This is a genomic window from Bradyrhizobium sp. CCBAU 11357, assembly GCF_028128865.1.
Lineage (GTDB): Bacteria > Pseudomonadota > Alphaproteobacteria > Rhizobiales > Xanthobacteraceae > Bradyrhizobium.
Genome location: NZ_LBJW01000098.1, coordinates 109,931 through 134,093, shown reverse-complemented (window position 1 = coordinate 134,093; position 24,163 = coordinate 109,931). Strand labels below are relative to the sequence as shown.

Annotated in this window: 26 protein-coding genes and 2 pseudogenes; 15 read left to right on the top strand and 13 right to left on the bottom strand. The window is 63.4% G+C overall.

Going from position 1 to position 24,163, the window contains the following annotated elements:
• Positions 1 to 42: 42 nt before the first annotated feature.
• Both XI05_RS16795 and XI05_RS16790 read right to left on the bottom strand, forming a co-directional pair.
• Positions 43 to 321, bottom strand: a pseudogene (locus tag XI05_RS16795) (hypothetical protein); the annotation flags it as partial.
• A gap of 42 nt (positions 322 to 363) precedes the next feature.
• The gene (locus tag XI05_RS16790; RefSeq protein WP_271503533.1) at positions 364 to 1,053 is read right to left on the bottom strand and encodes an HAD-IA family hydrolase; all 690 of its coding nucleotides are present in this window, start codon (positions 1,051 to 1,053) and stop codon (positions 364 to 366) included.
• A gap of 171 nt (positions 1,054 to 1,224) precedes the next feature.
• Between XI05_RS16790 and rpiA the strand changes: the two genes are divergently transcribed.
• The 4 genes from rpiA to XI05_RS16770 all read left to right on the top strand — a co-directional run bounded on the left by rpiA (position 1,225) and on the right by XI05_RS16770 (position 4,696).
• Positions 1,225 to 1,944: a ribose-5-phosphate isomerase RpiA gene (gene rpiA / locus XI05_RS16785; protein WP_271503530.1), complete on the top strand. Its 720-nt coding sequence runs from the start codon at positions 1,225 to 1,227 to the stop codon at positions 1,942 to 1,944.
• Entirely contained in the window at positions 1,941 to 2,483 is a 543-nt protein-coding gene (locus tag XI05_RS16780) for a DUF2059 domain-containing protein (RefSeq protein WP_271503526.1), read from the top strand. Before rpiA ends, XI05_RS16780 begins: the two co-directional genes overlap by 4 nt.
• A gap of 46 nt (positions 2,484 to 2,529) precedes the next feature.
• Complete coding sequence (gene gor, locus XI05_RS16775; RefSeq protein WP_271503523.1) at positions 2,530 to 3,918, top strand: glutathione-disulfide reductase; 1,389 nt, start codon at positions 2,530 to 2,532, stop codon at positions 3,916 to 3,918.
• Positions 3,919 to 4,186: 268 nt separating this feature from the next.
• A complete protein-coding gene (locus XI05_RS16770) occupies positions 4,187 to 4,696 on the top strand; it encodes a hypothetical protein (protein ID WP_271503520.1) in 510 nt (169 codons plus the stop codon).
• A 252-nt stretch (positions 4,697 to 4,948) separates the two neighbouring features.
• On the opposite strand, the gene XI05_RS16765 is transcribed toward XI05_RS16770, so the two are convergent.
• Positions 4,949 to 5,383, bottom strand: coding sequence for a hypothetical protein (locus XI05_RS16765; protein ID WP_271503517.1), 435 nt, complete (start codon positions 5,381 to 5,383; stop codon positions 4,949 to 4,951).
• A gap of 148 nt (positions 5,384 to 5,531) precedes the next feature.
• Between XI05_RS16765 and XI05_RS16760 the strand changes: the two genes are divergently transcribed.
• A complete protein-coding gene (locus XI05_RS16760; RefSeq protein WP_157282337.1) occupies positions 5,532 to 5,795 on the top strand; it encodes a hypothetical protein in 264 nt (87 codons plus the stop codon).
• Positions 5,796 to 6,509: 714 nt separating this feature from the next.
• On the top strand, positions 6,510 to 6,731 hold the full coding sequence (locus XI05_RS39780) for a LuxR C-terminal-related transcriptional regulator (protein ID WP_442869276.1): 222 nt from the start codon (positions 6,510 to 6,512) through the stop codon (positions 6,729 to 6,731).
• 97 nt (positions 6,732 to 6,828) lie between these two features.
• Here the strand turns inward: XI05_RS39780 and XI05_RS16755 are convergent, their stop codons facing one another.
• The 4 genes and pseudogenes from XI05_RS16755 to XI05_RS16740 form a co-directional block, all read right to left on the bottom strand.
• Positions 6,829 to 7,968 carry a hypothetical protein gene (locus XI05_RS16755; protein WP_271503514.1) on the bottom strand — a complete coding sequence of 380 codons (1,140 nt, stop codon included), beginning with the start codon at positions 7,966 to 7,968 and terminating at the stop codon, positions 6,829 to 6,831.
• A 335-nt stretch (positions 7,969 to 8,303) separates the two neighbouring features.
• Positions 8,304 to 8,489, bottom strand: coding sequence for a hypothetical protein (locus tag XI05_RS16750; protein WP_271503512.1), 186 nt, complete (start codon positions 8,487 to 8,489; stop codon positions 8,304 to 8,306).
• A 62-nt stretch (positions 8,490 to 8,551) separates the two neighbouring features.
• Positions 8,552 to 9,781, bottom strand: a complete 1,230-nt coding sequence (locus tag XI05_RS16745) for a carboxylate-amine ligase (protein WP_271503507.1) — start codon at positions 9,779 to 9,781, stop codon at positions 8,552 to 8,554.
• 19 nt (positions 9,782 to 9,800) lie between these two features.
• Positions 9,801 to 10,627, bottom strand: a pseudogene (locus XI05_RS16740) (class II glutamine amidotransferase).
• A gap of 357 nt (positions 10,628 to 10,984) precedes the next feature.
• Here XI05_RS16740 and XI05_RS16735 point away from each other — a divergent pair.
• From XI05_RS16735 to XI05_RS16715, 5 genes are all read left to right on the top strand, one after another.
• Positions 10,985 to 11,452: a TerB family tellurite resistance protein gene (locus tag XI05_RS16735; RefSeq protein WP_212257349.1), complete on the top strand. Its 468-nt coding sequence runs from the start codon at positions 10,985 to 10,987 to the stop codon at positions 11,450 to 11,452.
• A 2-nt stretch (positions 11,453 to 11,454) separates the two neighbouring features.
• Positions 11,455 to 11,817 (top strand): hypothetical protein, encoded by a 363-nt coding sequence (locus tag XI05_RS16730; protein ID WP_172788074.1) that lies wholly within the window; start codon positions 11,455 to 11,457, stop codon positions 11,815 to 11,817.
• A complete protein-coding gene (locus XI05_RS16725) occupies positions 11,814 to 12,452 on the top strand; it encodes a TerC family protein (protein ID WP_260383252.1) in 639 nt (212 codons plus the stop codon). Before XI05_RS16730 ends, XI05_RS16725 begins: the two co-directional genes overlap by 4 nt.
• Positions 12,453 to 12,484: 32 nt before the next feature.
• Positions 12,485 to 13,060, top strand: coding sequence for a TIGR00645 family protein (locus XI05_RS16720; protein ID WP_172788076.1), 576 nt, complete (start codon positions 12,485 to 12,487; stop codon positions 13,058 to 13,060).
• Positions 13,061 to 13,261: 201 nt separating this feature from the next.
• Entirely contained in the window at positions 13,262 to 13,525 is a 264-nt protein-coding gene (locus tag XI05_RS16715; protein WP_172788077.1) for a hypothetical protein, read from the top strand.
• A 7-nt stretch (positions 13,526 to 13,532) separates the two neighbouring features.
• On the opposite strand, the gene XI05_RS16710 is transcribed toward XI05_RS16715, so the two are convergent.
• On the bottom strand, positions 13,533 to 14,429 hold the full coding sequence (locus tag XI05_RS16710; RefSeq protein ID WP_271503505.1) for an alpha/beta hydrolase family protein: 897 nt from the start codon (positions 14,427 to 14,429) through the stop codon (positions 13,533 to 13,535).
• Positions 14,430 to 14,608: 179 nt separating this feature from the next.
• On the opposite strand from XI05_RS16710, the gene XI05_RS16705 reads away from it, so the two are divergent.
• From XI05_RS16705 to XI05_RS16695, 3 genes are read left to right on the top strand one after another with little or no spacing between them, the layout of a single operon-like run.
• The gene (locus XI05_RS16705; protein WP_271503503.1) at positions 14,609 to 15,997 is read left to right on the top strand and encodes a class II 3-deoxy-7-phosphoheptulonate synthase; all 1,389 of its coding nucleotides are present in this window, start codon (positions 14,609 to 14,611) and stop codon (positions 15,995 to 15,997) included.
• A gap of 4 nt (positions 15,998 to 16,001) precedes the next feature.
• The gene (locus XI05_RS16700; RefSeq protein WP_271503500.1) at positions 16,002 to 16,355 is read left to right on the top strand and encodes a diacylglycerol kinase; all 354 of its coding nucleotides are present in this window, start codon (positions 16,002 to 16,004) and stop codon (positions 16,353 to 16,355) included.
• 22 nt (positions 16,356 to 16,377) lie between these two features.
• On the top strand, positions 16,378 to 18,135 hold the full coding sequence (locus tag XI05_RS16695; protein ID WP_271503497.1) for an NAD+ synthase: 1,758 nt from the start codon (positions 16,378 to 16,380) through the stop codon (positions 18,133 to 18,135).
• Between the two features lie 24 nt (positions 18,136 to 18,159).
• Here XI05_RS16695 and XI05_RS16690 read toward each other — a convergent pair whose 3' ends face one another.
• From XI05_RS16690 to XI05_RS16670, 5 genes are all read right to left on the bottom strand, one after another.
• Positions 18,160 to 18,546 (bottom strand): cytochrome C oxidase subunit IV family protein, encoded by a 387-nt coding sequence (locus XI05_RS16690; protein ID WP_271503494.1) that lies wholly within the window; start codon positions 18,544 to 18,546, stop codon positions 18,160 to 18,162.
• 9 nt (positions 18,547 to 18,555) lie between these two features.
• Positions 18,556 to 19,278, bottom strand: coding sequence for a heme-copper oxidase subunit III family protein (locus tag XI05_RS16685; RefSeq protein WP_172788082.1), 723 nt, complete (start codon positions 19,276 to 19,278; stop codon positions 18,556 to 18,558).
• Positions 19,279 to 19,292: 14 nt separating this feature from the next.
• Positions 19,293 to 19,997 carry a cytochrome c oxidase subunit 3 gene (locus XI05_RS16680; RefSeq protein ID WP_271503491.1) on the bottom strand — a complete coding sequence of 235 codons (705 nt, stop codon included), beginning with the start codon at positions 19,995 to 19,997 and terminating at the stop codon, positions 19,293 to 19,295.
• Complete coding sequence (locus XI05_RS16675) at positions 19,994 to 21,772, bottom strand: cbb3-type cytochrome c oxidase subunit I (RefSeq protein WP_271503488.1); 1,779 nt, start codon at positions 21,770 to 21,772, stop codon at positions 19,994 to 19,996. The genes XI05_RS16680 and XI05_RS16675 overlap by 4 nt, the downstream gene beginning before the upstream one ends.
• Positions 21,773 to 21,849: 77 nt before the next feature.
• Positions 21,850 to 22,683 carry a cytochrome c oxidase subunit II gene (locus tag XI05_RS16670; protein ID WP_271503486.1) on the bottom strand — a complete coding sequence of 278 codons (834 nt, stop codon included), beginning with the start codon at positions 22,681 to 22,683 and terminating at the stop codon, positions 21,850 to 21,852.
• A gap of 527 nt (positions 22,684 to 23,210) precedes the next feature.
• Here XI05_RS16670 and XI05_RS16665 point away from each other — a divergent pair.
• Positions 23,211 to 24,116, top strand: coding sequence for a DUF2189 domain-containing protein (locus XI05_RS16665; RefSeq protein WP_271503484.1), 906 nt, complete (start codon positions 23,211 to 23,213; stop codon positions 24,114 to 24,116).
• The last annotated feature ends 47 nt before the right edge of the window (positions 24,117 to 24,163 follow it).

Below are 24,163 nucleotides of genomic sequence, written 5' to 3'. Positions count from 1 at the left end.
AAGCATCGGACGCGGCTAGGACAATCGGGTGGTAGAAGTAACTCAGCGCTTGCCTGCATTCGGATCGGGGAAGGGCGAGCTCGGTGCGGGGGCAGTATTGGCCGGCGCCGCGGCGGGCGCGGCCGGCTTCGGTTTCGGCTTCGGATTCTTGGGCCGGTGCGGCTTGCGGACCGGCTTCGGCGGCACGGCCGGCTGGAGTTCCGCAAGCACCGGGTTCGGATCGGTGGTGATCGAGGCAGGCGTGGTGAAATCGCCGGGATTCTTGATCACGTTCACCGGCAAGCTGGTCGGCTGGTACTTGGGAAGCGCGAAAGCGACGGTGATCCTGTGAATATATCAAATAAATCAGCGGCTTGCGGTGGGTTAAGCGCTCATCAGGCTGATTGCGGCCGCGGGCAGGTCGCGCATGTGATGGATCAGCCGGTCCGGCTTCAGCTCGGCGATCGGCACGTCGGTGTAGCCGAAGCTGACCCCGATCACGGGCACGCCGGCGCGCCGGGCGACGCCGACATCGGTTCCGGCATCGCCGACCATGATGCTGGCCTTCACCTCGCCGCCGGCGCGGGCCACGGTCTCGCGAAAAATGGTCGGATCGGGCTTCTGGACGCCAAACGTATCTGCGCCGCAGATCGCCGCGAAGCGGCGGCTGAGGTCGAGCTGATCGAGCAGGCGCTTCGACAGCCATTCCAGCTTGTTGGTGCAGACCGCGAGGCGGTGGCCTTCTGCCGAAAACTGGTCGAGCGCGGCCTCGAGCCCCTCGAAGGGGCGGGATTCCACCGCGATATGGTCGGCGTAGTAAGCGATGAAATCAGCGGTCATCCGGTCCATGTCCGCGGCCGTGACGGTGCGGCCCTCCGCTTCCAGCCCTCGCTCGATCAGCTTGCGGGCGCCGGCGCCGATCATGTTGCGGGCCGAGGCCATCGGCACCGGCGGCAGGCCTTCGCGGTCTAGCACGTAGTTCAGGGCGGTGATCAGGTCGGGCGCCGTATCCACCAGCGTGCCGTCGAGATCGAAGACGATGGTGTGCGGGGAAGTCGTCTTGAAGGAGGTCATGATTCCCAAGCGCTACCGGCCCGGTCATATCCGCGCAAGGGGCGGGCCCATAAGTTCACCTTATAGGCCTGTTCCCAGACCCTGTTCTCCGGGAAAAAACGAGGCTACATAGGCCGCCGAAAGCGGCCGGAATCGGCCGCACCTTCGAGACTTCACAAGGCAGGCGCACACGTGAACATGGACCAGTTGAAGCGGCAGGCTGCGGCGCGTGCGCTGGAGGAGGTGCGCGACGGCATGCAGCTCGGGCTCGGCACCGGCTCGACCGCCAAGCATTTCGTCGAGCTGCTCGGCGAGCGCGTCGCCGCCGGGCTCAAGGTGATCGGCGTGCCGACCTCCGAGGCGACCCGCGCGGATGCGGAACGCTGCGGCGTGAAGCTGACGACGCTGGATGAGATCGACCATCTCGACCTCACGATCGACGGCGCCGACGAGATCGATGCCGAGCTCAATCTGATCAAGGGCGGCGGCGGTGCGCTCTTGCGCGAGAAGATCGTGGCGGCGGCCTCGGATCGCATGATCGTGATTGCCGACGACAGCAAATGGGTGCCGACGCTCGGCAAGTTTCCGCTGCCGGTCGAAGTCATCCCGTTCGGGCTCGGTGCGACGCGCCGCGCGATCGAAAAGGCATTTGCCGAATGCGGCGTTTCCGGGCAAATGGCGGTCCGCAAGGCCAAGGACGGCCACGTTTTCGTCACCGATGGCGGCCACTGGATCGTCGATGCCCAGCTCGGACGTATTACGGATCCCCCCGGTCTCGCCAAGGCGTTGAGCGCCATTCCCGGCGTGGTCGAGCACGGGCTGTTCATCGGCTTGGCCAGCTCGGCCGTCCTGGCGGGCGGCGACGGAATCCGCGTGATTGAACGGCGCAAGCCGAAAGGAGACCAGGAATGAAGAACGTGTTGAAATTCTTGCCGGCTGCGGCTCTCGCTTCGGGATTGGCCGTTTCGGCCGCCCCGGCCGTGGCGCAGCAGGCAGGCCAGAAGGCTCCCGCGGCGCCGGCCCAGCCAAAGGCCTCGCCCGCGGCGATTGCGGCGGCCAAGGAGATCTTGCAGATCAAGAACGCCGCCGGAATGTATGCGGGCGCCGTGCCGGGCATGGTCGAGAAGACCAAGGGTGCGCTGATCCAGCAGAACCTGAATTACCAGAAGGACCTCAACGAGGTGGCCCCGATCGTGGCCCAGCAGCTCAACGGCCGCCAGAACGAGATCGGCGAAGGCATGGCGCAGATCTATGCCAGCGAGTTCACCGAGCAGGAGCTGAAGGACCTCGTCACTTTCTACAAGTCGCCGTTGGGCAAGAAGCTGATCGATGCCGAGCCGCGCGCGATCGGGCAGAGCATGGCGTTCATGAACAGCTGGGCCCAGAGCTTCTCGGAAACCGTGATGGGTGCCTTCCGTGCCGAGATGCGCAAGCGTGGCAAGGAGATCTGAGCGCACCTATCTGAAGGGCGCTTCTTGAAAGGGGTCGGAGTGGACAATGGCTGAATTCGACGTCGACCTCTTCGTCATCGGTGGCGGCTCGGGCGGCGTCCGTGCCGCCCGCATCGCGGCCGGCTACGGCGCCCGCGTCACGATCGCGGAAGAGTACCGCATGGGCGGCACCTGCGTGATCCGCGGCTGCGTGCCGAAGAAGCTGTTCGTGATCGGCTCGCATGTCCGTCAGGAGCTCGAGGACGCCGCCGGCTTCGGCTGGACCGTTCCGCCCGCGAGCTTCGACTGGCCGACGCTGATCGCCAACAAGGACAAGGAGATCGCGCGACTGGAGGCGGCCTACACCGCCAATGTCGAGAAATCAGGCGCGCAGATCGTCAAGAGCCGCGCGGTGATCGAGGACAGGCACACCGTCCGCCTGCTCGAAAACGACAAGAAGGTCACGGCGAAGTACATCCTGATCGCGACCGGCGGCGCGCCCAATCATGGCGCCGCGATCCCCGGCATCGAGCACGTGATTTCCTCCAACGAGGCGTTTCATCTGAAGAAGCTGCCGAAGCGGATCGTGATCCAGGGCGGCGGCTATATCGCGCTGGAATTCGCCGGCATCTTCGCCGGCTTCGGCTCCGACGTCACGGTGATCTATCGCGGCGACAACATTCTGCGCGGCTTCGACGAGGATGTCCGGACCCATGTCCGCGCCGAGATGGAGAAGCACGGCATCACCATCCTCACCGGCTGCACCGTGACCAAGGTCGACCGTCACGGCGAGGACTTCACCACGCACCTGTCGAACGGCTCGAGCCTCGCCTCCGATCAGGTGATGTTTGCGATCGGCCGCCATCCGAACCTCGCCAATCTCGGCCTGGAGAATGCCGGCGTCGCCATCAATCCGGCGAACGGCGGCATCGCGGTCGACCACTTCTCCAAGAGCTCGGTCGACAGCATCTATGCCATCGGCGACGTCACCCACCGCTTCAACCTGACGCCGGTCGCGATCCGCGAGGGCCATGCCTTCGCCGACACCGTGTTCGGCAAGCGCGAGGTGCAGGTCGATCATGCCAACATTCCGACGGCGGTGTTCTCGCAGCCGGAGGTCGGCACGGTCGGCCTGACGGAAACCGAGGCGCGCGCGCAATTCAGCCACGTCGACATCTACAAGACGACGTTCCGGCCCATCAAGGCGACGATGTCGGGCCGCGACACCCGCGTGCTGATGAAGCTCGTGGTCGACGGCGCGACCGAGCGCGTGCTCGGCTGTCACATCGTCGGCGATGCCGCCGCCGAGATCACGCAAGCCGTCGCGATCGCGGTGAAGATGAAGGCGACCAAAGCCGATTTCGACGCGACCATCGCGCTGCATCCGACCGCCGCCGAAGAGCTCGTCACCATGCGCACCCCGACCGCACGCCATGTGCGGCAGGCGGCGGAGTAGGGCGAGCGGCTCTTGCGTCGCTCCGCGAGGAGAAGCATGCCCATGCTCCGCGATGACGCGGTCCCGGCACCTTCGTCCACCTTCCTGAGCAATGCGAGCGCGGAAGTTCCTGACGGGAACATGCACGCTGATTGCGCGGCCTTGCTCAATTGACTTAAATCAAAGGCGGAAGGTGCGGGAAGAGAACTGATTGCCTCCGGTGCCGCTGGCGTAAGCAATTCAATTCTGAAGACAGCAGTCGTCGGCACCTCACGACCCGGAGGATGCTATGATTCGATACGGTCTGATCGGCTTTGCGGCCGCGATCCTCGTCGCTGCCAGCCTTGTTCCTGATGATGCATTTGCACGCCGCGGTGGAGGTGGCGGCTTTCGCGGTGGGGGAGGATTTCACGGCGGCGGCATGCGCGCTGGGGGCTTTCATGGCGGCGGCATGAGGGCAGCCCACGTTCGAGGCGGCGCCGTTCATGCAGGACGCATCCACGGTGGTCGGGGCTATCGTGTGGCCGGAGGTCCACGGCCTTCGCATCCAATAGCAGGACGTCCAGGTCGACCGGGCTATCCAGGTCGTCCAATCGCCGGCCGGCCGGGACGACCGATCGCGGGTTACCCCGGATACGGTGGCGGCTACTATCGACCGGGTTGGGGCTACGGTGCTGCCGCTGTAGGCGCCGCTGCGGCGGCGGGAGCCTACGGGTACTACAACAACTACAATAGCGGTTGCTACTACGATGCCTACGGCAGCTACGTCTGCCCGGGTCAATATCCTTATCAGTATTGAGCCAAGCGAGGGAGCGGGGGCGGCGGCGCTGCTCGCTCTCTCGGCGACCGCTGGGGAAGGTGCAAACTTCTTCGCGGCGCCATCAAGCTGCTCTTGCGAACGAATTTGCAATCTTTCAATCAGCCGTTGGCGCTGCAGTCCGATTTGATCTTTTCTGCCGCCGATCTCGGTCGCGATTTGCCCGTTAGTCGTGCCCCTGGGCCAGTAAGACGCTTCTCTCTCTCTCTCTCTCTCTCTCTCTCTCTTGCTGGCTCAGACTGGGCACGAGCGATACATGGCCTGCAGCGGGCCTCCACTAAGAAATATCGTTCGCCGCGTTAACCCACCACGTTGGGCGATCCAGCGACGCACCGGCCCCGGATACATCGAATAGATCATCCGCGTCGCGCCGGGGTTTGTCACGGGCCGCCCGCGATGCCCAATGTCCCAAGCGGCGTGAAACGCTAGTTCTGCACGTGAAGTGACGCAAATCCTGTTCGAGGGCAAGCTCGCCAAGACGATCGTGCAGGCAGATGCGCAGAAACCATCGATAATTACGTCCTGGCCTGAAGCGCGCAGCCGCTCATACCGATAGATATATTTTCCGATCCGTCCACCGGGATCGTATGCGATCCGCACGGCCGCCTCGCTTGCGCATGATCCAACCAACATGAGTATGGTGATGAGAATCCCCATCCAGCGTTTCATGCCTATCGCCCCAAACGGTCGACTGTTCCCTGAGCTCCATTTTGACAATCAGAACCGCGGGGAATTGATCTACATCAACTAGCCGCAGGACCTGAGCGGGTCAGTCGAGGGGCCAGCTAGCAGTGCTCATCATGTACGGAGCAAGGGGATGTGGGTCCTGATGTACGTCTTCTCCTACTCAGTCAGCCCGGCCGCCACCAGTGACAAGGCGGAATGGAGGCTCCTCCCAACAGTCGTGTTTCAGGAGTTCACGAGTGAAGAGCGGTGCCGGAAGGCCAAGACCACACTTGAAGGCAGCCTGAGCGAGGCAGGAGCCAAGCTTAGAAGCGGTTTGGAAGACTTGAAGAGCCTGGGGAAAGCCGATCCGACGCAGATCATCATTGCATACAACGTCGAATGCCTTCCGAAGTAAGTTTCGGCCATCGACCCGCCTGCGCAACAGCGGGAGGCGCGAAAGCATTTGGAAAAGAACCGCGTCAGTGTTCGTTGATGCAGCTGAGCGCGGCCACGTGGTCACGTTCGATGAGTGCCGCCTAGTTAGGGATGGCAGAGGCAACCTTGCGCATGCGGCGCCAGGGCATCAGCAGATGGTATCCGGAACCTGTGCGCGAATGCGAGCGGATCGAGGCTCAGCGAGCGCAAGCCACCTCTACCCCGTGAGGCCGAACGTTCACTTTTGAACTGTTGCCCGCTAAGGTTCGATATAAGATTGTCGGGCCGGTGGGAATGTAAACCATGCGAGACCGCGTTTACCTAATGCTCGCCGTGTCAGCCAGCATATTCATAATCGCGGCCGTTTCTCTCCTCGCCCTAAGCTTTTGATTTGCCAGTTAGCGCATCAAAGCCGAACCGGGCCGCCCCTTTTGGACGCGACCCCTATGCTTTCGAGAGCGATCTCGGCCTGCCAAATGGGCTTACATTGGCTCGGGAGAGTGACCCATGCGCATCGCCGAGGAGTGCCGGACCCTCGCGAGCGACCATCGAAGAATGGCCGAGGAAAATGGAGTGTCACCGAGAATGGCGAACCTCCTCAAAAACATCGCAAACAGCCTAAGCGGCCTCGCGAGTCATTCGAACTTTTTACCGCCGTCGCGGCGGAAGAGTCACGAAACATGACAAGAGGAAAATGACCGACATTTTGCTCAGTCCTCACGAGAAACGCTTTCTCAGGCGCCTGGCCGCCGGGAAAACAGACGCGGAGATCGCTCTCCGGCTTGGAGGCAGCCGCAAGCAAATCGCAGAACAGCGAGCGCGATTGTTGGCGAAGCTCGGAATCACGGCTCCAGAGGAGATCGCCGACACAGCGAAGCGACTTGCGAGCTGGAGCACCTACAGAGGCGTTACATAACGACCCGGGCATCGAGTATTTTTGTCAAACGGCCTGCAGTTGGTCTCAAGTACGATTCCTGCGTCAAAAGACCTCGGGCAGCCTAGCTGCGAACCGTCTAGCCGTACAAATACCCGACCGGCTTGCCCTCGGTGCGCAGGGGACGCACGTCCTTTTGCGTGATGATCTGACCGGCAAGGCCGTCGATCTCGTCGCGCTGCGTCGCCGTCCAGCTGCGCAGCTCGTTCATGCCCTTGAGCAGGCCGAGGCGGAGGACCTGGGTGTTTTCGCCGACGCCGATGAGGCTGATGGAATCCTTGCCCGCCGTCACCACGTCGCCGGCGGAGAGTTCAAAGCTCTCCCCGGACTTTTTCTTGAACTCGGCCGTGCCGCGAATGACGCGATAGATCACGACCTCGCCCTTCGCAAAACAGGTCGCGTCCGCCGCGGCCGACGTGCTCTTCGGCAAGAGTGCGTGGCCACGCGGGTCGGTCGCGATGATGTGGCCGGTGACGAGATGCCCGCTCGGACTCTCGATGCCGATATCGCGCACGTAGACCGGCATCGCCGATCCGACAGAACCATCGGTGAGCGGCTTGAACAGCGCGTCGAGCGCCAGGGGATCCTGAAGCCAGAAGCCGGCATCGGCCGGGCGGTCATGCAGCGGATGGCTCCAGGCCACGCGCGGCGTTTCGTCTTCGTTGATCTGATCCGGACCGACAATGGTCGGATTCGGAAAGGTGGTGGGATCGGTGATGAAGGCTTCGAGGAATTTGCCGGAATAGCCCATCGAGATCGGATCGGGCACCACCGTCTGCGGCGTCTTCAAATTCTCTTCGGTCGACAGGCCCGACCAGGTGTAGAACAGCTGGCGATGCACGATCGCGCTTTGCAGCATCACCGCGCCCGGGCCGACATTGTACCAGCGGCCGTCATAGTCGAAGGTGAACGCGCCCGAGGTGACCAGCACGAGCTGAAAGCCGCCCGGCGGCAGATGCAGATGGAAATCGGTGGGGCCGGTGTCGGGCCGATAGATCGGCAGATTGGTCGCGACTTCGTGCAGGAGGAAGGTTTCGTTGTTGGCGTGGAAGCCTTCGTTGGCGCGGTTGTAGAGGGCCTGCGGCCGGTAGGTCGCCTCGAATTTTGCATTCTTATCGCGATCGATCGCCACGAAGTCCTGATCGTTGAGGCGCAGCCGGGCGCCGTTCGGATGAGTGAGACCGGTGAATCTGATATCTCCGGCAGCATGCACGTTCATGGCATTCTCCGATCTGAGGCCATTCATCCCGGAGCCGAGCGCACGTAACTTGCCGCTCCGTCGTGGCGGGGCAGGGACTTGGCTTGATGCTGTCTTGCGAATTTCAGGCCAGTCGGAGCGCAATGCGGCGCGTGGACCCGTCGGCCGCATACGGTGCCCAAATAATCGAGATTGCACCTGAGGTTAGACGATAGGTGCCGCTAACGAGGCTTACCCGTCCGCGCGTGCCCGCAAGGCGGGTGGGGCGGCTTGCCTTGTCTAATTTATCGGCATGTCCCGCAAAAGTGCATGCAGCCGCGACGGGCAAACGCCGGCGGCTCAGCGTCTGGTGCGGTTCACTCGAATGATCGACGGAGCGTCGGCGCGGGCTTGCCAGATGGGCTGTCAGCCCATTTCGCCATGTCCAACGCGCGCGCGTCGAAGCCTTCGCACCAGAGGCAGCTCGGCTCGGCGCGGCCTTTGGCCGTCAGCATCGGGACAAGCGCATGGCCGCAGCCGGTGCAGGATATGATGCGATTCATGTGCTTCTCCACGATCGGCGAATTCAGGAATGGCAGCTTCGTCGCCGAAGCTTGCGCGGGCGCTATGACGACGCAGAAGCGCTGCGTTGAACAGGCGCGCTCGTTCCGGACAGCGTTGAGGTAGCGATCCATTGTGACACGGCTGCGATGTCGTCGCCGCTTTCGCGATAGGCGCGAAGCTGGAATTCCGCCGAGCTGCCGCGCTCCACGATGGTTCGGCAATGCTCGATCTCGGCGGAGCAGTTCAGTGCGGCTGCATCCTCCGCAATATCGTCGATCAGGCGAGTGAGCAGCTCCGAGATCGTCACCGGTCCGTCCTTGGAGGCGAAGATGCAGTCGGTGCCGTAGCGCTGGGCGCGCCATTTGTTCTCGACCGCGATCGCGCGTTCGACCGCGGTGACCTCCCGGGACAGCTGAGGGCGCAGATAGAGATGCCGCGTCAGGCAGCGGTAGAGCGAGGCGATGGCAATCGCGTCGTCGACGAAGGTGCAGGTGTCGGGCGCACGAAGCTCCAGGGTCGGATGCTTCATGGAAGGACGCATCGCCCACCAGATGTGGCTTTCGTCCGGGATCACGCCGGAGCGCTGCAACGCGCCGACATAGGCGTCGAAATCCTGCTTGCCTTCGAACAATTCGGGCAGGCCGGTGCGCGGCAGCTCGGAATAGGCCGCGAGGCGGTAGCCCTTCAATCCGGTCTTGTGCGAATTCCAGAACGGCGAGGACGCCGACAGCGCGATGAACAACGGCAGGTGCGGCAGCATCGAGCGCATCACCGCCATGCGCTTTTCGGGATCCGGCAACTGCACGTGCACATGCATGCCGCACATCATGTTGCGGTGACCGATGCTGCGCAGATCCTCGATCATCTCCTCGTAGCGCGGTTTCGGACTGGGCTGGGACATGCGCCAGACCGCGCTCGGGTGCGTGCCGGAGGCCATGATCACGAAGCCGTATTGCGCAGCGACGTTCGCGACCTCGCGTCGCAGAAAGCGCAGCTCCTCGCGCGCGTCGTTCACGTCGATATGGACGTTGGTTGCGACCTCGAGCTGCGATTGCAGCATCTCGCGCATGGCCTGGCCGCCGGTCGACCAGTTTGCCGATTCGAACAGCTCGTTGGGCGTGTGGATCGCGACCTCGAAGCTGCGGCGATCGGCGAGGAAGTATTCCTCCTCGATGCCGAAGGAATATTCCGCCGGATTGCCGCCGCCGCTGGCCGAACGGATGACGACGTGCTGCCTGTCCTCGGAGGGGGCGAGGCGCAGCAGCTTTGAAACGTCTGAAGCAAATGTCATTGGCCACCGGCGCGGTCACTTACCTGCGGGCGATAATCCGCCTGACTGTGGCCGGTTCCGCACCCGATGTACTGGAAATTGCAGGATCGAACGGAACAATTTTGACGGCTTCGGACGCTCGCGCGATCAGGGCATGATTCGGCGGGACTTCAGCCCAGTTCGTTTCCTTGTCGAACGGCTCGGAGACGACGATGACCTGCCCGCCGTCCTCGCGGAAGTAGAGCGTATTCGCGGCATCGTTGACCGAGACGCGAAATGCGTAGAGGTCGCGGCCGTTGGCGATCGCGCTTGTAAAGCGCAGCCGTTCGCGAAGCCTACCTTCGTTGACCAAGCCGACGAGGGATTGCAGCACGGATTGCGTCGCGCCGAGTGGATCATGCTCGAGACCGGCCCCCATCATCGCCAGGAACACGGCTTCCGAGTCGGTCGTGCCCAGCCGGGACGGGTAATGGGCATCGGGAATCAGCGCCTCGACCTTGCGTCGCAGCCGATTCCAGCTGCCGACGAATCCGTTGTGCATGAACATCCAGTGTCCGCAGGCAAAAGGATGACAATTCTGCCGCGTCACGGCCGTGCCGGTGGCGGCACGCACATGGGCGAAAACAGATGAGAGCGCAGATGCCGGCAGAGATAGCGCAGGTTTTCATCCGACCACGCCGGGCGCGTCTCGCGATAAAGGCCCGGCTCAGGGTGCTCGCCATACCAGCCGAGACCAAAGCCGTCGCCATTCGAGCCCGCCGTGGACTGAAGCGAGCGGATGCTCTGCGCAATCAGCGAATGCTCGGGTTCGGTGACATAAGGCTCGAACGAGGTGGTTTCGCCCCGGTATGCGATCCAGCGGCACATGCGGGTTCCTGCCAGTCGATTGACGTGTCGCGAGGTGCACCAACACTCGGTGCGGCTGCATGGTTCCCGATGCAAGGGACTGCTTAACCAAAAGCCAGCAACGCCAATCCGATGCGGCCGCTGGTCGCAGCGGGATCGCCTTGATTCCGACAGGTCCACCTTTATCTCTGAGGCGAACAAGAATCCGGGCCCCTCTGGCGAGGACGCCGACAGACGTCGGCAAACCTCGCGATGTCGGATGACCTGTCCCGCGCGAATGCGATGGATCGGCCGATTGTCGGGCCCCTGTTCCTTCTCTCCGACCATTCGTCTCCATCGCAGCTCCGTGCGGCCATTTCGCAAGCTAAGGGAGCTACGATGTCTGACACCAAAACCTCAAATCCGATCGAGATCACGGAGCCGTCCAGCCTGAACGAGCAGGCCGCGGCCGCGTTGGTGATCGTGGGCGCCCTGGTTGCGGTTGCCGACCGGCGCGTCTCGCCGGTCGAACGAGACGAGGTGATCCGTTTCATCAGGGATCGCAAGCTGGCGCCGCACATCGCCGACGAACGGCTCTGTGCGATGTTCGACGAGCTGGCCGAGCGGCTCGATGAGCCGGATTTTGCCAATGTCGTGATCGACACGCTGCGGCCGGTTTCGAACCTGCCGCTCTCGTCGCATCTGGTGGAGCTGTCGGAGCGCGTTGCCGCCGCAGACGAGGACGTGCATCCGCACGAAGTCCAGGCGATCAAATTGCTGCGCTTGCTGACGCTGGTGCTGCCGCGCGCCAAGCCTGTCTTGGAAAGTGCAGCGGGCCCCAAGCTGCAGGCCGCCGCCAAGGAGTAAGCATGAGCACGGTTTCGAACGAGCGCGCCAGGCAAACCGAGGGCACCACCGGCCAGATCGCCGGTGGGGACCCGCGCCTGGCCAAGCTCGTCGACCGCCTGCCGCCGCGCATGGCCGACACGGTGACATATCTGCTCAAGCCGTCGAGCCGCTGGGTCAGGATTCCCTCGGGCGCGCTGCTGGTCGTCGGCGGTGTGCTCGCCTTCCTGCCGGTACTCGGCGTCTGGATGCTGCCGCTCGGCCTCGCACTGCTCGCCGAGGATGTGCCTGCGCTGCGCTCCTCCCGTTCAAGGGTCTTCGACTGGATCGAGCGCCGCAAGCCGCATTGGCTCGATCCGTCGGCATCGAAGAATGATCAAACATGACAGAATTAATCACCCCCGAAGCGCTGACCGCGCTGTTCCAAGTCATCCTGATCGACCTCGTGCTCGCCGGCGACAACGCTGTCGTCATCGGTCTCGCCGCGGCGGGCCTGCCGGCCGGGCAGCGCCGCCGGGCCATCATTGTCGGTATTGCCGCCGCCACTGCGCTGCGCATCGTCTTCGCCGGCGTCGCAACCCAACTCCTGCAGGTCATCGGCCTGCTGCTCGCCGGCGGCGTGCTGCTGCTCTGGGTATGCTGGAAGATGTGGCGCGAGCTGCGCGAGCAATCCGCGCATTCGCGGCAACTCGCGTTCAGCCATGGCGGCGGCCCGGATGCTGCGCCCGTGCAGCGAAAGACCTTCGGCCAGGCGGCGGTGCAGATCGTCGCTGCCGACGTCTCGATGTCGCTCGACAACGTGCTCGCAGTCGCAGGTGCCGCGCGCGAGCATCCCTACATTCTGGTGTTCGGCCTGTTGCTGTCGGTCGCGATGATGGGCGTCGCCGCCGATCTGCTCGGCCGCGTGCTCCAGAAGCATCGCTGGGTCGGCTATGTCGGCCTTGCCATCATCATTTACGTCGCCTTCGAGATGATCTATCGGGGCTCCCTCGAGCTCGCGCCCGTTATCGCGAGTCTCTGAGACGCATGCCTGTCTGCCATCCGGAGTGATCAATGACGTCTGAACCCAAAGCACCTTCGGCGCCGCTGCCGCCGGTCGGCCTGCTTCCGAAGCTGATCTTCGGCTCGCGCTGGCTGCAATTGCCGCTCTATGTCGGCCTCATCGTGGCTCAGGCCGTCTATGTCCTGTTGTTCCTCAAGGAGCTCTGGCACCTCGTCCTGCACTCGTTCGACGCCAGCGAGCAGCAGATCATGCTGGTCGTGCTCGGGTTGATCGACGTGGTCATGATCTCGAACCTCCTGATCATGGTGATCGTGGGCGGATACGAGACTTTCGTTTCCCGGCTGAACCTGAGCGGCCATCCCGACGAGCCGGAATGGCTCGGTCACGTCAATGCCAGCGTGCTCAAGATCAAGCTCGCGATGGCGATCATCGGCATCTCCTCGATCTCGCTGCTCAGGACCTTCATCGAGGCCGGCAACCTCGGCACGACGCGGAGCAATTTCACCGAGACCGGGGTGATGTGGCAGGTGCTGATCCACATGACCTTCATCATCTCGGCGATCGGCATCGCCTGGGTCGACCGCCTCAGCGAGAGCGGCCATCGCAAGGAGGCCGAGCACGGCTGATCTGGCCGCACAAAGACCTCCCGAGCGGCCAATCCTGGAGCCCGCCTGATCATCCGCTCGGGCGGGTTCTTCTTTCGAGATCGATAAAATTGTCTGCAATCGGTTCAGCGCCGGCAAACGCTGCGGACAAGAAGCGTGGCGCCTTAAACCAGGCCTTTGGAACCGATCTGCATCCTGCCCGCAAAAGGGCAGGGCTATCGGATGACAATTCTCAGGGAGATCGTCGCAGCGGTCGCGGGAGTCTACGCGCTCCTGCTGGTCTGTGACGCATTGTTCGGCGTCGGCGAGGCGCGCTTCGACGACGCTTATTACCGCGCCAGCTTCTACGCACCGCGGCCGAAGGAGTTTCGGTTCGCGAGCGACACGCCACCGGCGGTCCGCGTCAGCGACGCCTTCGCGCAGTTCGCACCTAGCGAGGCCAAGCCGAACCGGCGCTACTCGTCGCTGACGACGATCATCCGCTGACGCAGCCTCATTCCCCCTGAATCCATTCCGCGACGCCGCGCCAGAGCGTGTCGCGGTGCTCGGGGCGGAAGAAGCCGAAATGGCCTATTCCCTTGGCGCCGACGTCGGACGGTCTGACCGTCAGCACCTCCGGCTTGATCGCAGTGAAGCCGCCCGTGAGCAGCTCGACCGCGGGGCGCGTCGCCCAGGGATCGTCGGAGAAGCACAGCGCCCGCAGCTCGCCCTTGAAATTCGCGAAATTCGCCAGCGCCGGCAGCTTTGAATCGAAGAGATAGCGGGGGCTCGAGACCCATTCGGTCCATTGCAGGAAGACGCCCTTGGGCAGGTCCTCGCCGACACCGGCCCAGCCCGGTGCGTAACCGAGTGCATGGGCCAGCGGCACGCCGACAAAATTCATGAAGGCGTAGACGCGGTATTTTTCCGGCGAGATCATCAACCGCCATGTCGCGGCCTGCGAGGCCACCAAGGCGGCGCGCGAGATCTCGGTGTTGTTCGCGATCAGCCCGAGCGCCTGGCCGCCGAAGGAATGGCCGATGTAGGCGAGCGGCAGGGCATGATAGCGCTCGCGCATCCAGCTGACCGCGGCGGTGACGTCGAGCGCGGCCCAGTCGGACATCGAGGCCTTGAAGCCGACCAGCGATTTCGGCCGGTTGTAGCCGACCATCGCCGGCAGGCGGGAATCGCCGATACCGCGATAATCGTAGGTCAGCACCGCGCAGCCGCGATGGGCGAGGTAGGAGGCAAAGCCTCGATAGATCTTTCGCGGCACGGCGGTCGCCGAATTGATCAGGACGGCATGGCGCTTGGCGCCGCGCGGCAGGAACAGGGTGCCGGCCAGGGCATAGCCGTCGGTTGCCGGGAAGCTGATCTCGTCGATGAAAACGTCGTACAGTGCCGCGTCCATGGCGGTCGGTGTCCCGTCGGATTCTTGGCCTGCCCAAGCAAATGCGAATTCGGCTTTGGCCGCAAGGGTTTGCGCTGCGAAATGGATTTACAACTGGCGGGGCGTGGCCGGCCTGTGTATAAGGCGGCCCTCGCAACCCCTAGATCAGGTTGTGGTTTTTGCTTCACGGAGAGATTGCGATGTCCGAGCGGTGGACGCCCGAGTCCTGGCGCAGCAAGCCGGTGCTACAGGTGCCCGATTATCCCGACGCCAGGGCTTTGGCCGACGTCGAGGCGCAGCTTGCGACCTTTCCGCCGCTGGTGTTCGCAGGCGAGGCGCGCAATCTGAAAAAGGCCTTGGGCCGCGTCGCGGCCGGGGAGGCCTTCCTGCTCCAGGGCGGCGACTGCGCCGAGAGCTTCGCCGAGCATGGCGCCAACAACATCCGCGACTTCTTCCGCGTGCTGCTGCAGATGGCGGTGGTGCTGACCTATGCCGGCGCCGTCCCGGTGGTGAAGGTCGGCCGCATCGCCGGCCAGTTCGCAAAGCCGCGGTCGTCGCCGACCGAGAAGGTGAATGGCGTCGAGCTGCCGAGCTATCGCGGCGACATCGTCAACGACATCGCCTTCACCAAGGAAGCGCGCATTCCCGATCCGCAGCGCCAGCTGATGGCCTATCGCCAGTCGGCGGCGACGCTGAACCTGCTGCGCGCCTTCGCCACCGGCGGCTTCGCCAATCTCGGCAGCGTGCATCAATGGATGCTCGGTTTCCTCAAGGATTCACCGCAGTCCCGCCGCTACAAGGAGCTGGCCGACCGCATTTCGGACGCGCTCAACTTCATGCGTGCCTGCGGCCTCGATCTCGAGAGCCATCCGGAGCTGCGGGCCACCGATTTCTACACCAGCCACGAGGCGCTGCTGCTCGGCTACGAGCAGGCCATGACCCGCGTCGATTCCACCACCGGCGACTGGTACGCCACCTCGGGCCACATGATCTGGATCGGCGACCGCACCCGCCAGCTCGATCACGGCCATGTCGAATATTTCCGCGGCATCAAGAACCCGATCGGGCTGAAGTGCGGCCCCTCGCTCAAGTCCGACGAGCTGTTGAAGCTGATCGACGTGCTCAATCCCGACAACGAGCCGGGCCGGCTGACGCTGATCGGCCGCTTCGGCTCCGACAAGATCGGCGAGCATCTGCCGAACATGATCCGCGCCGTGAAGCGCGAGGGCCGGGTGGTGGTCTGGTCGTGCGATCCCATGCACGGCAACACCATCAGCTCGACGTCCGGCTACAAGACGCGGCCGTTCGACCGCATCCTGTCCGAAGTGAAGTCGTTCTTCGCGATCCATGCCGCCGAGGGCACCCATGCCGGCGGCGTCCATCTGGAGATGACCGGCCAGGACGTGACCGAATGTCTCGGCGGCGCCCGCGCGATCACGGACGAGGATCTCAACGACCGTTACCACACGGTCTGCGATCCCCGCCTCAACGCCGAGCAATCCATCGATATGGCTTTCCTGGTGGCGGAGCTGCTCAAGCAGGAGCGCGCCGGCAAGACCCAGCCGATTCCGGCCGCAGCGGGGCTGTAAGACCTTGCTGCGGATCTGGAAGGCCACGATCAATTCCCGCAACGGTCTGGCCTTTGCGTTCCAGTCGGAGCAGGCCGTCCGCGAGGAGATCTTTGCGCTGCTGCTGTCGGTGCCGCTTGCATGGTTCATCGGCGCGACCGCGATGCGCGCGGTCGAATTGGTGTGCTCTGTCGCGTTCGTGCTGACGGTCGAGCTGCTCAATACCGCGATCGAGAAGCTCGCCGACCGGCTGACCATGGATCACGACAAGCAGATCGGCCGCGTCAAGGACATGGGCTCGGCCGCGGTCGGCGTTGCGCTCTTGATGACCGGTGCGTTCTGGATCATTGCCGTCATCGAGCGATTGGGGTTCCTGTAACTCGGGATCGGATGGGGCGGCCATGACCGAACGTCTCGACACATTCGCAGTCACGCTCGCCCAGCTCAATCCGACCATGGGCGACGTGGAGGGCAATGCGGCCAAGGCGCGCGCGGCACAGGCGAAGGCGAAGTCCGACGGCGCCGATCTCGTGCTGTTTCCGGAATTGTTCATCGCCGGCTATCCGCCGGAAGACCTGGTGCAGAAGCCCGCCTTCCAGGCCGCCTGCCGCGCCGCGATCGAAAGCCTCGCGCGCGAGACCGCCGATGGCGGGCCCGCAATGCTGGTCGGCACGCCCTGGGTCGAGGAGGGCAGGCTGTACAACGCCTGTGCGCTGCTCGATGGCGGACGCATCGCGAGCCTGCGCTTCAAGTGCAACCTGCCGAATTACGGCGTGTTCGACGAGAAGCGGCTGTTTTCGCGCGGCCCTGCCGCCGGCCCCGTCACCGTGCGCGGCGTGCGCATCGGCGTGCCGATCTGCGAGGACATCTGGCTGGAGGAGTCAGAGGACTACGAGAACGTGGTCGAGACGCTGGCCGAGACCGGCGCCGAGATCATCCTGGTGCCGAACGGCTCGCCTTATGCCCGCGACAAGAACGATGTGCGCCTGTCGGTCGCGGTGGCGCGCGTGACCGAGAGCGGGCTGCCGCTGGTCTATCTCAACCAGGTCGGCGGCCAGGACGAGCTGGTGTTCGACGGCGCTTCCTTCGCGCTCAATGGCGATCTCTCGCTCGCAGCCCAGCTGCCGGCCTTCGAAGACAGCATCGTCACGCTGCGCTTCAGCAGAAACGGCGACGACTGGCGCTGCACCGGGCCGATCGCCGAACTGCCCGAGGGCGACAAGGCCGACTACGCGGCCTGCGTGCTGGGCCTGCGCGATTACGTCGCCAAGAACGGCTTTCCCGGCGTGCTGCTCGGCATTTCCGGCGGCATCGATTCCGCCCTGTGTGCAGCCATGGCGGTCGACGCGCTCGGCGCCGACCAGGTGCATGGCGTGATGCTGCCTTACCGCTACACGGCCGCACACTCCATCGCGGATGCCGGCGAGCTCGCCGGCCATCTCGGCGTCCGCTACGAGGTGCTGCCGATCGCGGAGGCCGTGACCGGGTTCGAGACGATCTTGTCCGGCATCTTCAAGAACCTGCCGCCCGACATCACCGAAGAGAATCTCCAGGCCCGCACCCGCGGCACGCTCCTGATGGCGATCTCCAACAAGACCGGGCTGATGGTGGTGACGACCGGCAACAAGTCGGAGATGTCGGTCGGCTACGCCACGCTCTATGGCGACATGAACGGCGGCTTCAACCCGATCAAGGATATCTACAAGACGCAGGTGTTTCGGCTGGCGAGCTTGCGTAACAGCTGGAAGCCCGATGGCGCGCTCGGCCCCGCGGGCGAAGTGATCCCGCCCGACATCATCACGCGCCCGCCGACGGCGGAGTTGCGCGAGAATCAGACCGATCAGGACTCGCTGCCGCCCTATGACGTGCTCGATGCCATCCTGGAGCGCCTGGTCGAGCACGAAGAGCCGCTGGATCAGATCATCGCCGCCGGCTTCGACCGCGAGATCGTCACCCGCATCGACCATCTGCTCAACGTCGCCGAATACAAGCGCCGCCAGGCCGCGCCCGGCGTGAAGGTGACGCGACGGAATTTCGGCCGCGACCGCCGCTATCCCATCACCAACCGCTTTCGTGACAAAGGCGAGCCGTTGCCCGCCGCGGATGAGGCGCTGGTGTCACGTGGCAGCACGGCGTCAATCGACGCGTTCGAGGGCTGACTCCAGCTTGAGCGCCGGCGGGTGCTATGACGGGGTTGCGAAGAACAGCACCCTCAGGAAGTGCGTGTATTCGGATTCGAGCACCATGATCGCCACAAATACCAATACCGCGACCGGCGGCAGCAGGATGGCATAGGTCAAGGCCAGCCGCTCCCAGGCCATGTGCATGAAGACCGCGACGATCAGGCCGGCCTTCAACATCATGAACAGCAGGATCAGCGACCACCGCAGATAGCCGTGCAGGCCAAAGTAGTCGACGAGGTAGGAGCACGTGCTGAGGACGAACAACCAGCCCCAGACCACGAGGTAGAGCTTGATCGGGTGCTGTTGCCCCTTGGCGTGAACGGCTCCCGTTGCGCCATGCGCCGGAGCGTGGAGCTGTCCTTCCATGTGTACCGCCGCGTTTGTCATGCGCCGACCTCACCAAAGATAGAAGAATGCGAAGATGAACACCCACACGAGATCGACGAAGTGCCAGTACAGGCCCGTGATCTCGACGATCTCGTAATACCCCTTGCGGCTCGTGAAGAAGCCGCGCCTCTCGACGTCGAAGTCGCCGCGAAAGACCTTTCGCGCAATGGCGATCAGGAAGATCACACCGATCGTCACATGGGTGCCGTGGAAGCCGGTGATCATGAAGAAGCTCGCACCAAACTGCGGCGCACCCCATGGATTGCCCCAGGGTCGGACGCCCTCCATGATCAGCTTGGTCCATTCGAAGGCCTGCATCCCGACGAAGGTTGCGCCGAAGGCTGCGGTGATCAGCATCAGGATTGCGGTTCTCACGCGGTCGCGGCGGTAGCCGAAATTGACGGCCATCGCCATCGTGCCGCTGCTGCTGATCAGGACAAACGTCATGATGGCGATCAGGATCAGCGGAATGTGCTGTCCGGCGATGTTGAGAGCGAAGACCTCGCTGGGATTGGGCCAGGGTACGGTCGTCGACATCCGCGCCGTCATGTAGGAGAGCAGGAAGCAACTGAAGATGAAGGTGTCGCTGAGGAGGAAGATCCACATCATGGCCTTGCCCCAGGACACGTTCTTGAAGGCGCGCTGATCGGACGCCCAGTCGGCGGCGATGCCGCGCCAGCCTTCAAGCCGCGCAGGCGATTGCCCCGGATTTGTCAGCACGGTCTCAGCCATCTGGTCTCGCCTCCCTAGCTCAGCAATTGGCGGCAGATGTTGACGAAATCGTCGGTCCAGCCGGTGAGAAGACCGAGCAGGACAAGCCAGACCAACAGCAGGAAGTGCCAGTAGATGGCGCACAGCTCGACGCTCAAGCGCATGTCGGCGATCTCGGCGCCGCGCCACACCTTGGCTGAGGTTCGGCCCAAGGCCACCAGACCGCCCGTCAGATGCAGGCCATGCACTGCGGTCAACAGGTAGAAGAAGGAATTCGCCGGGTTGGACGCCACGAAATATCCCGCAGCCCCAAGCCGTTGCCAGGCCAGGAGCTGCCCGGCGAGGAAGATCACGGCAGATGCTCCGCCGGCGAGCAGACCGATCATGACGGTCTCAGTATCGTGGCGCCGCGCGGCCGCGTACGACCATTGCAGTGCGACACTGCTCAGGACAAGGACGCCCGTGTTGACCCACAGCAGCCGCGGTATCGGCAGCGGCCGCCAGTCCACCACGCTCATGCGCATCGAGTAGGCGCTGATGAAGAGGACGAACAATGCGCTCGCGACAGCGAGAAACACGCCAAGTCCGACCTTCGCTGCCGGCCAGGTCATGGCATCGCCGCCGGGGAAGTCGCCGGCCGCGCCTTCCTCCAGCCAGGGCTTGGCCGTCAGTCGCTGCTGCGACAGCCACCATCCGGCGATCACCGCAAGCACAGCCAGGAACAGGATGACGGCGCTCACGAAGCAGCTCCTTGAGCGAGCTGCGTCGCGCGCGGCGGCTGGTTCTGCGGAATGAAATCCTCCGCGGCGCCGGGCACACTGTAGTCATAGGCCCAGCGGTACACGACCGGGAGCTCCTTGCCCCAGTTGCCGTGCCCCGGGGGCGTCTCCGGCGTCTGCCACTCCAGCGTCGTCGCCCGCCACGGGTTGCCGCCTGAGGCCTCACCTTTGAACAAGCTCCAGACGAGGTTGAACAGGAACACCATCTGGCTGAAGCCGACGGTCAAGGCCACCACCGAGATGAAGGCGTTGAGTGAATGGGCCGAGGACGGGATGAACGTCGTATCTCCGAGCTCGAAATACCGGCGCGGGACCCCGAGCAGTCCAAGATAGTGCATGGGGAAGAAGATCAGGTAGGCGCCGAGGAAGGTGACCCAGAAGTGAAACTTGCCCATGGCCTCGTTCAGCATCCGCCCCGTGACCTTTGGGTACCAATGATAGATCGCGCCGAGCACGACCATGATCGGCGCGACGCCCATCACCATGTGGAAATGGGCGACCACGAACATGGTATCCGAGAGGGGCACGTCCACGACGACGTTGCCGAGGAAGAGGCCGGTGAGCCCGCCGTTCACGAAGGTGATGATGAAGCCGAGGGCGAACAGCATCGGCACCGTGAGATGAATGTCGCCGCGCCACAGGGTCAGCACCCAGTTGTAGACCTTGATCGCGGTGGGGATTGCGATGATGAGCGTCGTTGTGGCGAAGAAGTACCCGAATTGCGGGAACATGCCGCTCACATACATGTGGTGTGCCCATACGATGAAGCTGAGCGCGCCGATGGCTACGATCGCCCAGACCATCATGCGATAACCAAAGATGTTCTTGCGCGCATGCGTGCTGATCAGATCGGAGACGATGCCGAAGGCGGGCAGGGCGACGATATAGACTTCGGGATGGCCGAAGAACCAGAACAGGTGCTGGAAGAGCAGCGGGCTGCCGCCGCCATATTTCGAAAGCGTGCCCATCTCGATGAGGGAGGGCATGAAGAAGCTGGTTCCCAAGAGACGGTCGAGCAGCAGCATGACCGAGGCAACGAATAGTGCGGGGAATGCCAAGAGCGCCATGACGGTCGCCGTGAAAATGCCCCACACCGTCAGGGGCAGGCGCATCAAAGTCATGCCGCGCGTGCGCGCCTGCAACACCGTGACCACATAATTCAGCCCGCCCATGGTGAAGCCGATGATGAACAGGATCAGGGACGCCATCATGAGAATGATGCCCCAATCCTGCCCGGGCGTTCCGGAGAGGATTGCTTGCGGCGGGTACAGCGTCCAACCGGCGCCGGTGGGGCCGCCGGGCACGAAGAATGTCGAGGCAAGCACCAGGACCGCGAGCAGGTAGACCCAGTAGCTCAGCATGTTCACATAAGGGAAGACCATGTCCCGGGCGCCGACCATCAGCGGGATCAGGTAGTTGCCGAAGCCGCCCAGGAACAATGCGGTGAGCAGGTAAATCACCATGATCATGCCGTGCATGGTGATGAATTGCAGGTACTGATTGGCATCGATGAAGGAGAAGGTGCCGGGGAATCCCAGTTGCAGCCGCATCAGCCACGACAGCACCAGGGCCACCAGCCCGATGGCCGTGGCCGTCAGCGAATACTGAATGGCGATGACCTTGGCGTCCTGCGAGAAGACGTATCGCGTCCACCAGCTCCGCGGATGATAGAGCTCGACCTCAGGTACTTCGGCAGGCGGGATGCCGCGGATTCCTTCATATGGAATATCGACCATAGAGACCTCCTCGGTCGTTTCCATCGGGGGGTGAGGCGTCGGCCTCTTGCGCCCGATCTATCTCCGACGGCAGCTTGCTACTTGCCGCCGGATTGGTACGTCGCCTTCATGACGGCTTGCGCCGGCGATAACTCTGCGAACGTTTTTTGTTGCTCCAGCCAAGCGTGATATTCACCCTCTTCGTCGACGATGACCTTGGCCCGCATCTGATAATGAGCAGCGCCACAAAGCTCCGCACAGAGAACATCGAACGTTCCGGTGCGGATCGGCGTTATCCAGAAATAGGTCACCATGCCTGGAACCATGTCCATCTTGGCCCGGAATTCGGGCACGTAGAAATCGTGCAGGACATCAACCGAGCGGAGGAGAACCTTGACCGGCTTTCCGACTTGAAGGTGCAGGTCGCCGTTCTCGATCACGACATCGTCCTGCGCGTGCCGGTCGTCACGATTGAGGCCCATCGGATTGTCGGAAGCGATGTTGCGGACATCCGATGTGCCCAACTTCCCATCCTTGCCCGGAAGGCGGAAGCTCCACTGCCATTGCTGGCCCATGACCTCGATCTCGGTGGCATCCGCAGGCACCGTCACGAACTGGTGCCAGACCACGAGGCCAGGCGCCAGCATGGCCGCGACGCCAACGCCGGTCCCGACGCTCAGCCACCATTCGAGCCTTTTGTTTTCCGGATTGTAGTCCGCCCGTCTTCCCTCTTTGTGGTGAAAGCGGAAGACGCAGTAAGCCATGAAGGCGATCACGGCGACGAAAACAAAGCCCGTGATCCAGAACGTGATGTTGATGGTGTGGTCGATATAGGCCCAGTTCGTGGCGATCGGCGTCCACCACCACGGGCTGTAGATGTGAAACAGCACCGAGCCGATCGCGACCAGAAGCAGTATCAGTGCGACAGCCATCCTGATCCATCCTTGCCATCGAAGGCTACGGATACGAATCCAGGGCGGAGCTCATGTCTGTCGCGATGGCTGGCCTTTCTCGGCATATGCCATCGCCGGCCTCTTGCCTCGCCCATTCCACTGATCGCGAAATCAAGAGAACGCTCGCGACCATCAACTCTAAGGGCGTCTGCGTCTAAAATGATACCAGCCCAATCCGGCGTCAATAGAGCAATGTGGGTGCCCGAATTGGTGTGATTGCCGTGCTGGCAAACCAACCAAGAGCATCAAGTGCGCAGGCTTGGGTTTGGGTGATGCAACGCACAAATCCGTGCTGGTGCGCAATTCACCCAACCGTGAGTGCAGCCGTGCTCCGCGCGCGCTAAGCTTGCCAGGCAGGTCGCGACGGGTTCCGTCCGGCCAGGCTCGGTTGCTGAACCTGGGTTGCCGTACCCGACCCCTCGCGTTTCCTGCTCGTCAGGCGGACACGCGTGGCTGAAGAGCGCGTGTTGTCGAAACCGCGATTTTCAGCACGGGAGGGACCGTACATGGCCACTCTGTACTCCCACGACATCAGGCGGCACGCATTCGGCGAAGCGGCCTCCTATCCCATTCGCAAGATCAGCTTGTCCGACTTGACCGAGGCCCTGCGCCTGGGCTGGGAGGATTTCCAGGCGATGCCGAGTCACGCGATCGTCGTGTGCCTGATTTATCCCGTTCTCGGTCTCGTCCTGTTCAGGATGGTGCTGGGCTATTCGGTGCTGCCGCTCCTGTTTCCGCTGGCCGCCGGCTTTGCCTTGATCGGTCCTTTTGCCGCGATCGGTCTCTACGAACTCAGCCGTCGTCGCGAGCGCGGCGAGGAGGTCGAAGCATGGGATGCGATCAAGGTGCTGCGCGCACCGTCGTTCGGCGCCATGATAGAACTCGGCGTGCTCCTGCTGGTGCTGTTCGGGGCCTGGATCGGTGTCGCGAACGCAATCTATGTCGCGATCTTCGGCCACGCTGCGGCCGCAAGCATTCCCGACTTCGCAACGCGCGTGCTGACGACACCGGAAGGCTGGTCGCTCATCATCGTCGGTTGCGGTGTCGGCTTCCTGTTTGCGGTTGTGGCATTGTGCGTCAGCGTCGTGTCATTTCCGTTGATGCTCGACCGCCATGCGACTGCGATCGACGCGATCCGCACGTCGCTCCGAGCGGTCGCGGCGAATCCGGTTGCGATGGCCGGATGGGGTCTCATCGTGGCGGCGCTGCTCGTGATCGGCTCGCTGCCGCTCTTCGTCGGTCTCGCCGTCGTTCTGCCGGTGCTCGGTCATGCCACCTGGCACCTCTATCGGCGGGTGGTCGAGCCCAATCCGAACCCACCGGACGCACCGCTGCCGCCGCCGAAGGGCAGGCGCTACGCAGCAGACTTTCCGGCCAATCTCTTCCCGTGGAGCCGCGAGGGCGAGCCTTAACAGCGGAACGGCTGCGCTGGGACGCCTGCGCGGAGCATGACAGAAGT

What these genes read in the sequence shown, in the direction of transcription:
- XI05_RS16790 (WP_271503533.1), bottom strand. Translation starts at nt 1,053, where the DNA reads ATGACCTCCTTCAAGACGACTTCCCCGCACACCATCGTCTTCGATCTC.
- XI05_RS16780 (WP_271503526.1), top strand. Translation starts at nt 1,941, where the DNA reads ATGAAGAACGTGTTGAAATTCTTGCCGGCTGCGGCTCTCGCTTCGGGA.
- gor (WP_271503523.1), top strand. Translation starts at nt 2,530, where the DNA reads ATGGCTGAATTCGACGTCGACCTCTTCGTCATCGGTGGCGGCTCGGGC.
- XI05_RS16770 (WP_271503520.1), top strand. Translation starts at nt 4,187, where the DNA reads ATGATTCGATACGGTCTGATCGGCTTTGCGGCCGCGATCCTCGTCGCT.
- XI05_RS16765 (WP_271503517.1), bottom strand. Translation starts at nt 5,383, where the DNA reads ATGAAACGCTGGATGGGGATTCTCATCACCATACTCATGTTGGTTGGA.
- XI05_RS16760 (WP_157282337.1), top strand. Translation starts at nt 5,532, where the DNA reads ATGTGGGTCCTGATGTACGTCTTCTCCTACTCAGTCAGCCCGGCCGCC.
- XI05_RS39780 (WP_442869276.1), top strand. Translation starts at nt 6,510, where the DNA reads ATGACCGACATTTTGCTCAGTCCTCACGAGAAACGCTTTCTCAGGCGC.
- XI05_RS16755 (WP_271503514.1), bottom strand. Translation starts at nt 7,968, where the DNA reads ATGAACGTGCATGCTGCCGGAGATATCAGATTCACCGGTCTCACTCAT.
- XI05_RS16750 (WP_271503512.1), bottom strand. Translation starts at nt 8,489, where the DNA reads ATGAATCGCATCATATCCTGCACCGGCTGCGGCCATGCGCTTGTCCCG.
- XI05_RS16745 (WP_271503507.1), bottom strand. Translation starts at nt 9,781, where the DNA reads ATGACATTTGCTTCAGACGTTTCAAAGCTGCTGCGCCTCGCCCCCTCC.
- XI05_RS16735 (WP_212257349.1), top strand. Translation starts at nt 10,985, where the DNA reads ATGTCTGACACCAAAACCTCAAATCCGATCGAGATCACGGAGCCGTCC.
- XI05_RS16730 (WP_172788074.1), top strand. Translation starts at nt 11,455, where the DNA reads ATGAGCACGGTTTCGAACGAGCGCGCCAGGCAAACCGAGGGCACCACC.
- XI05_RS16725 (WP_260383252.1), top strand. Translation starts at nt 11,814, where the DNA reads ATGACAGAATTAATCACCCCCGAAGCGCTGACCGCGCTGTTCCAAGTC.
- XI05_RS16720 (WP_172788076.1), top strand. Translation starts at nt 12,485, where the DNA reads ATGACGTCTGAACCCAAAGCACCTTCGGCGCCGCTGCCGCCGGTCGGC.
- XI05_RS16715 (WP_172788077.1), top strand. Translation starts at nt 13,262, where the DNA reads ATGACAATTCTCAGGGAGATCGTCGCAGCGGTCGCGGGAGTCTACGCG.
- XI05_RS16710 (WP_271503505.1), bottom strand. Translation starts at nt 14,429, where the DNA reads ATGGACGCGGCACTGTACGACGTTTTCATCGACGAGATCAGCTTCCCG.
- XI05_RS16705 (WP_271503503.1), top strand. Translation starts at nt 14,609, where the DNA reads ATGTCCGAGCGGTGGACGCCCGAGTCCTGGCGCAGCAAGCCGGTGCTA.
- XI05_RS16695 (WP_271503497.1), top strand. Translation starts at nt 16,378, where the DNA reads ATGACCGAACGTCTCGACACATTCGCAGTCACGCTCGCCCAGCTCAAT.
- XI05_RS16690 (WP_271503494.1), bottom strand. Translation starts at nt 18,546, where the DNA reads ATGACAAACGCGGCGGTACACATGGAAGGACAGCTCCACGCTCCGGCG.
- XI05_RS16685 (WP_172788082.1), bottom strand. Translation starts at nt 19,278, where the DNA reads ATGGCTGAGACCGTGCTGACAAATCCGGGGCAATCGCCTGCGCGGCTT.
- XI05_RS16675 (WP_271503488.1), bottom strand. Translation starts at nt 21,772, where the DNA reads ATGGTCGATATTCCATATGAAGGAATCCGCGGCATCCCGCCTGCCGAA.
- XI05_RS16670 (WP_271503486.1), bottom strand. Translation starts at nt 22,683, where the DNA reads ATGGCTGTCGCACTGATACTGCTTCTGGTCGCGATCGGCTCGGTGCTG.
- XI05_RS16665 (WP_271503484.1), top strand. Translation starts at nt 23,211, where the DNA reads ATGGCCACTCTGTACTCCCACGACATCAGGCGGCACGCATTCGGCGAA.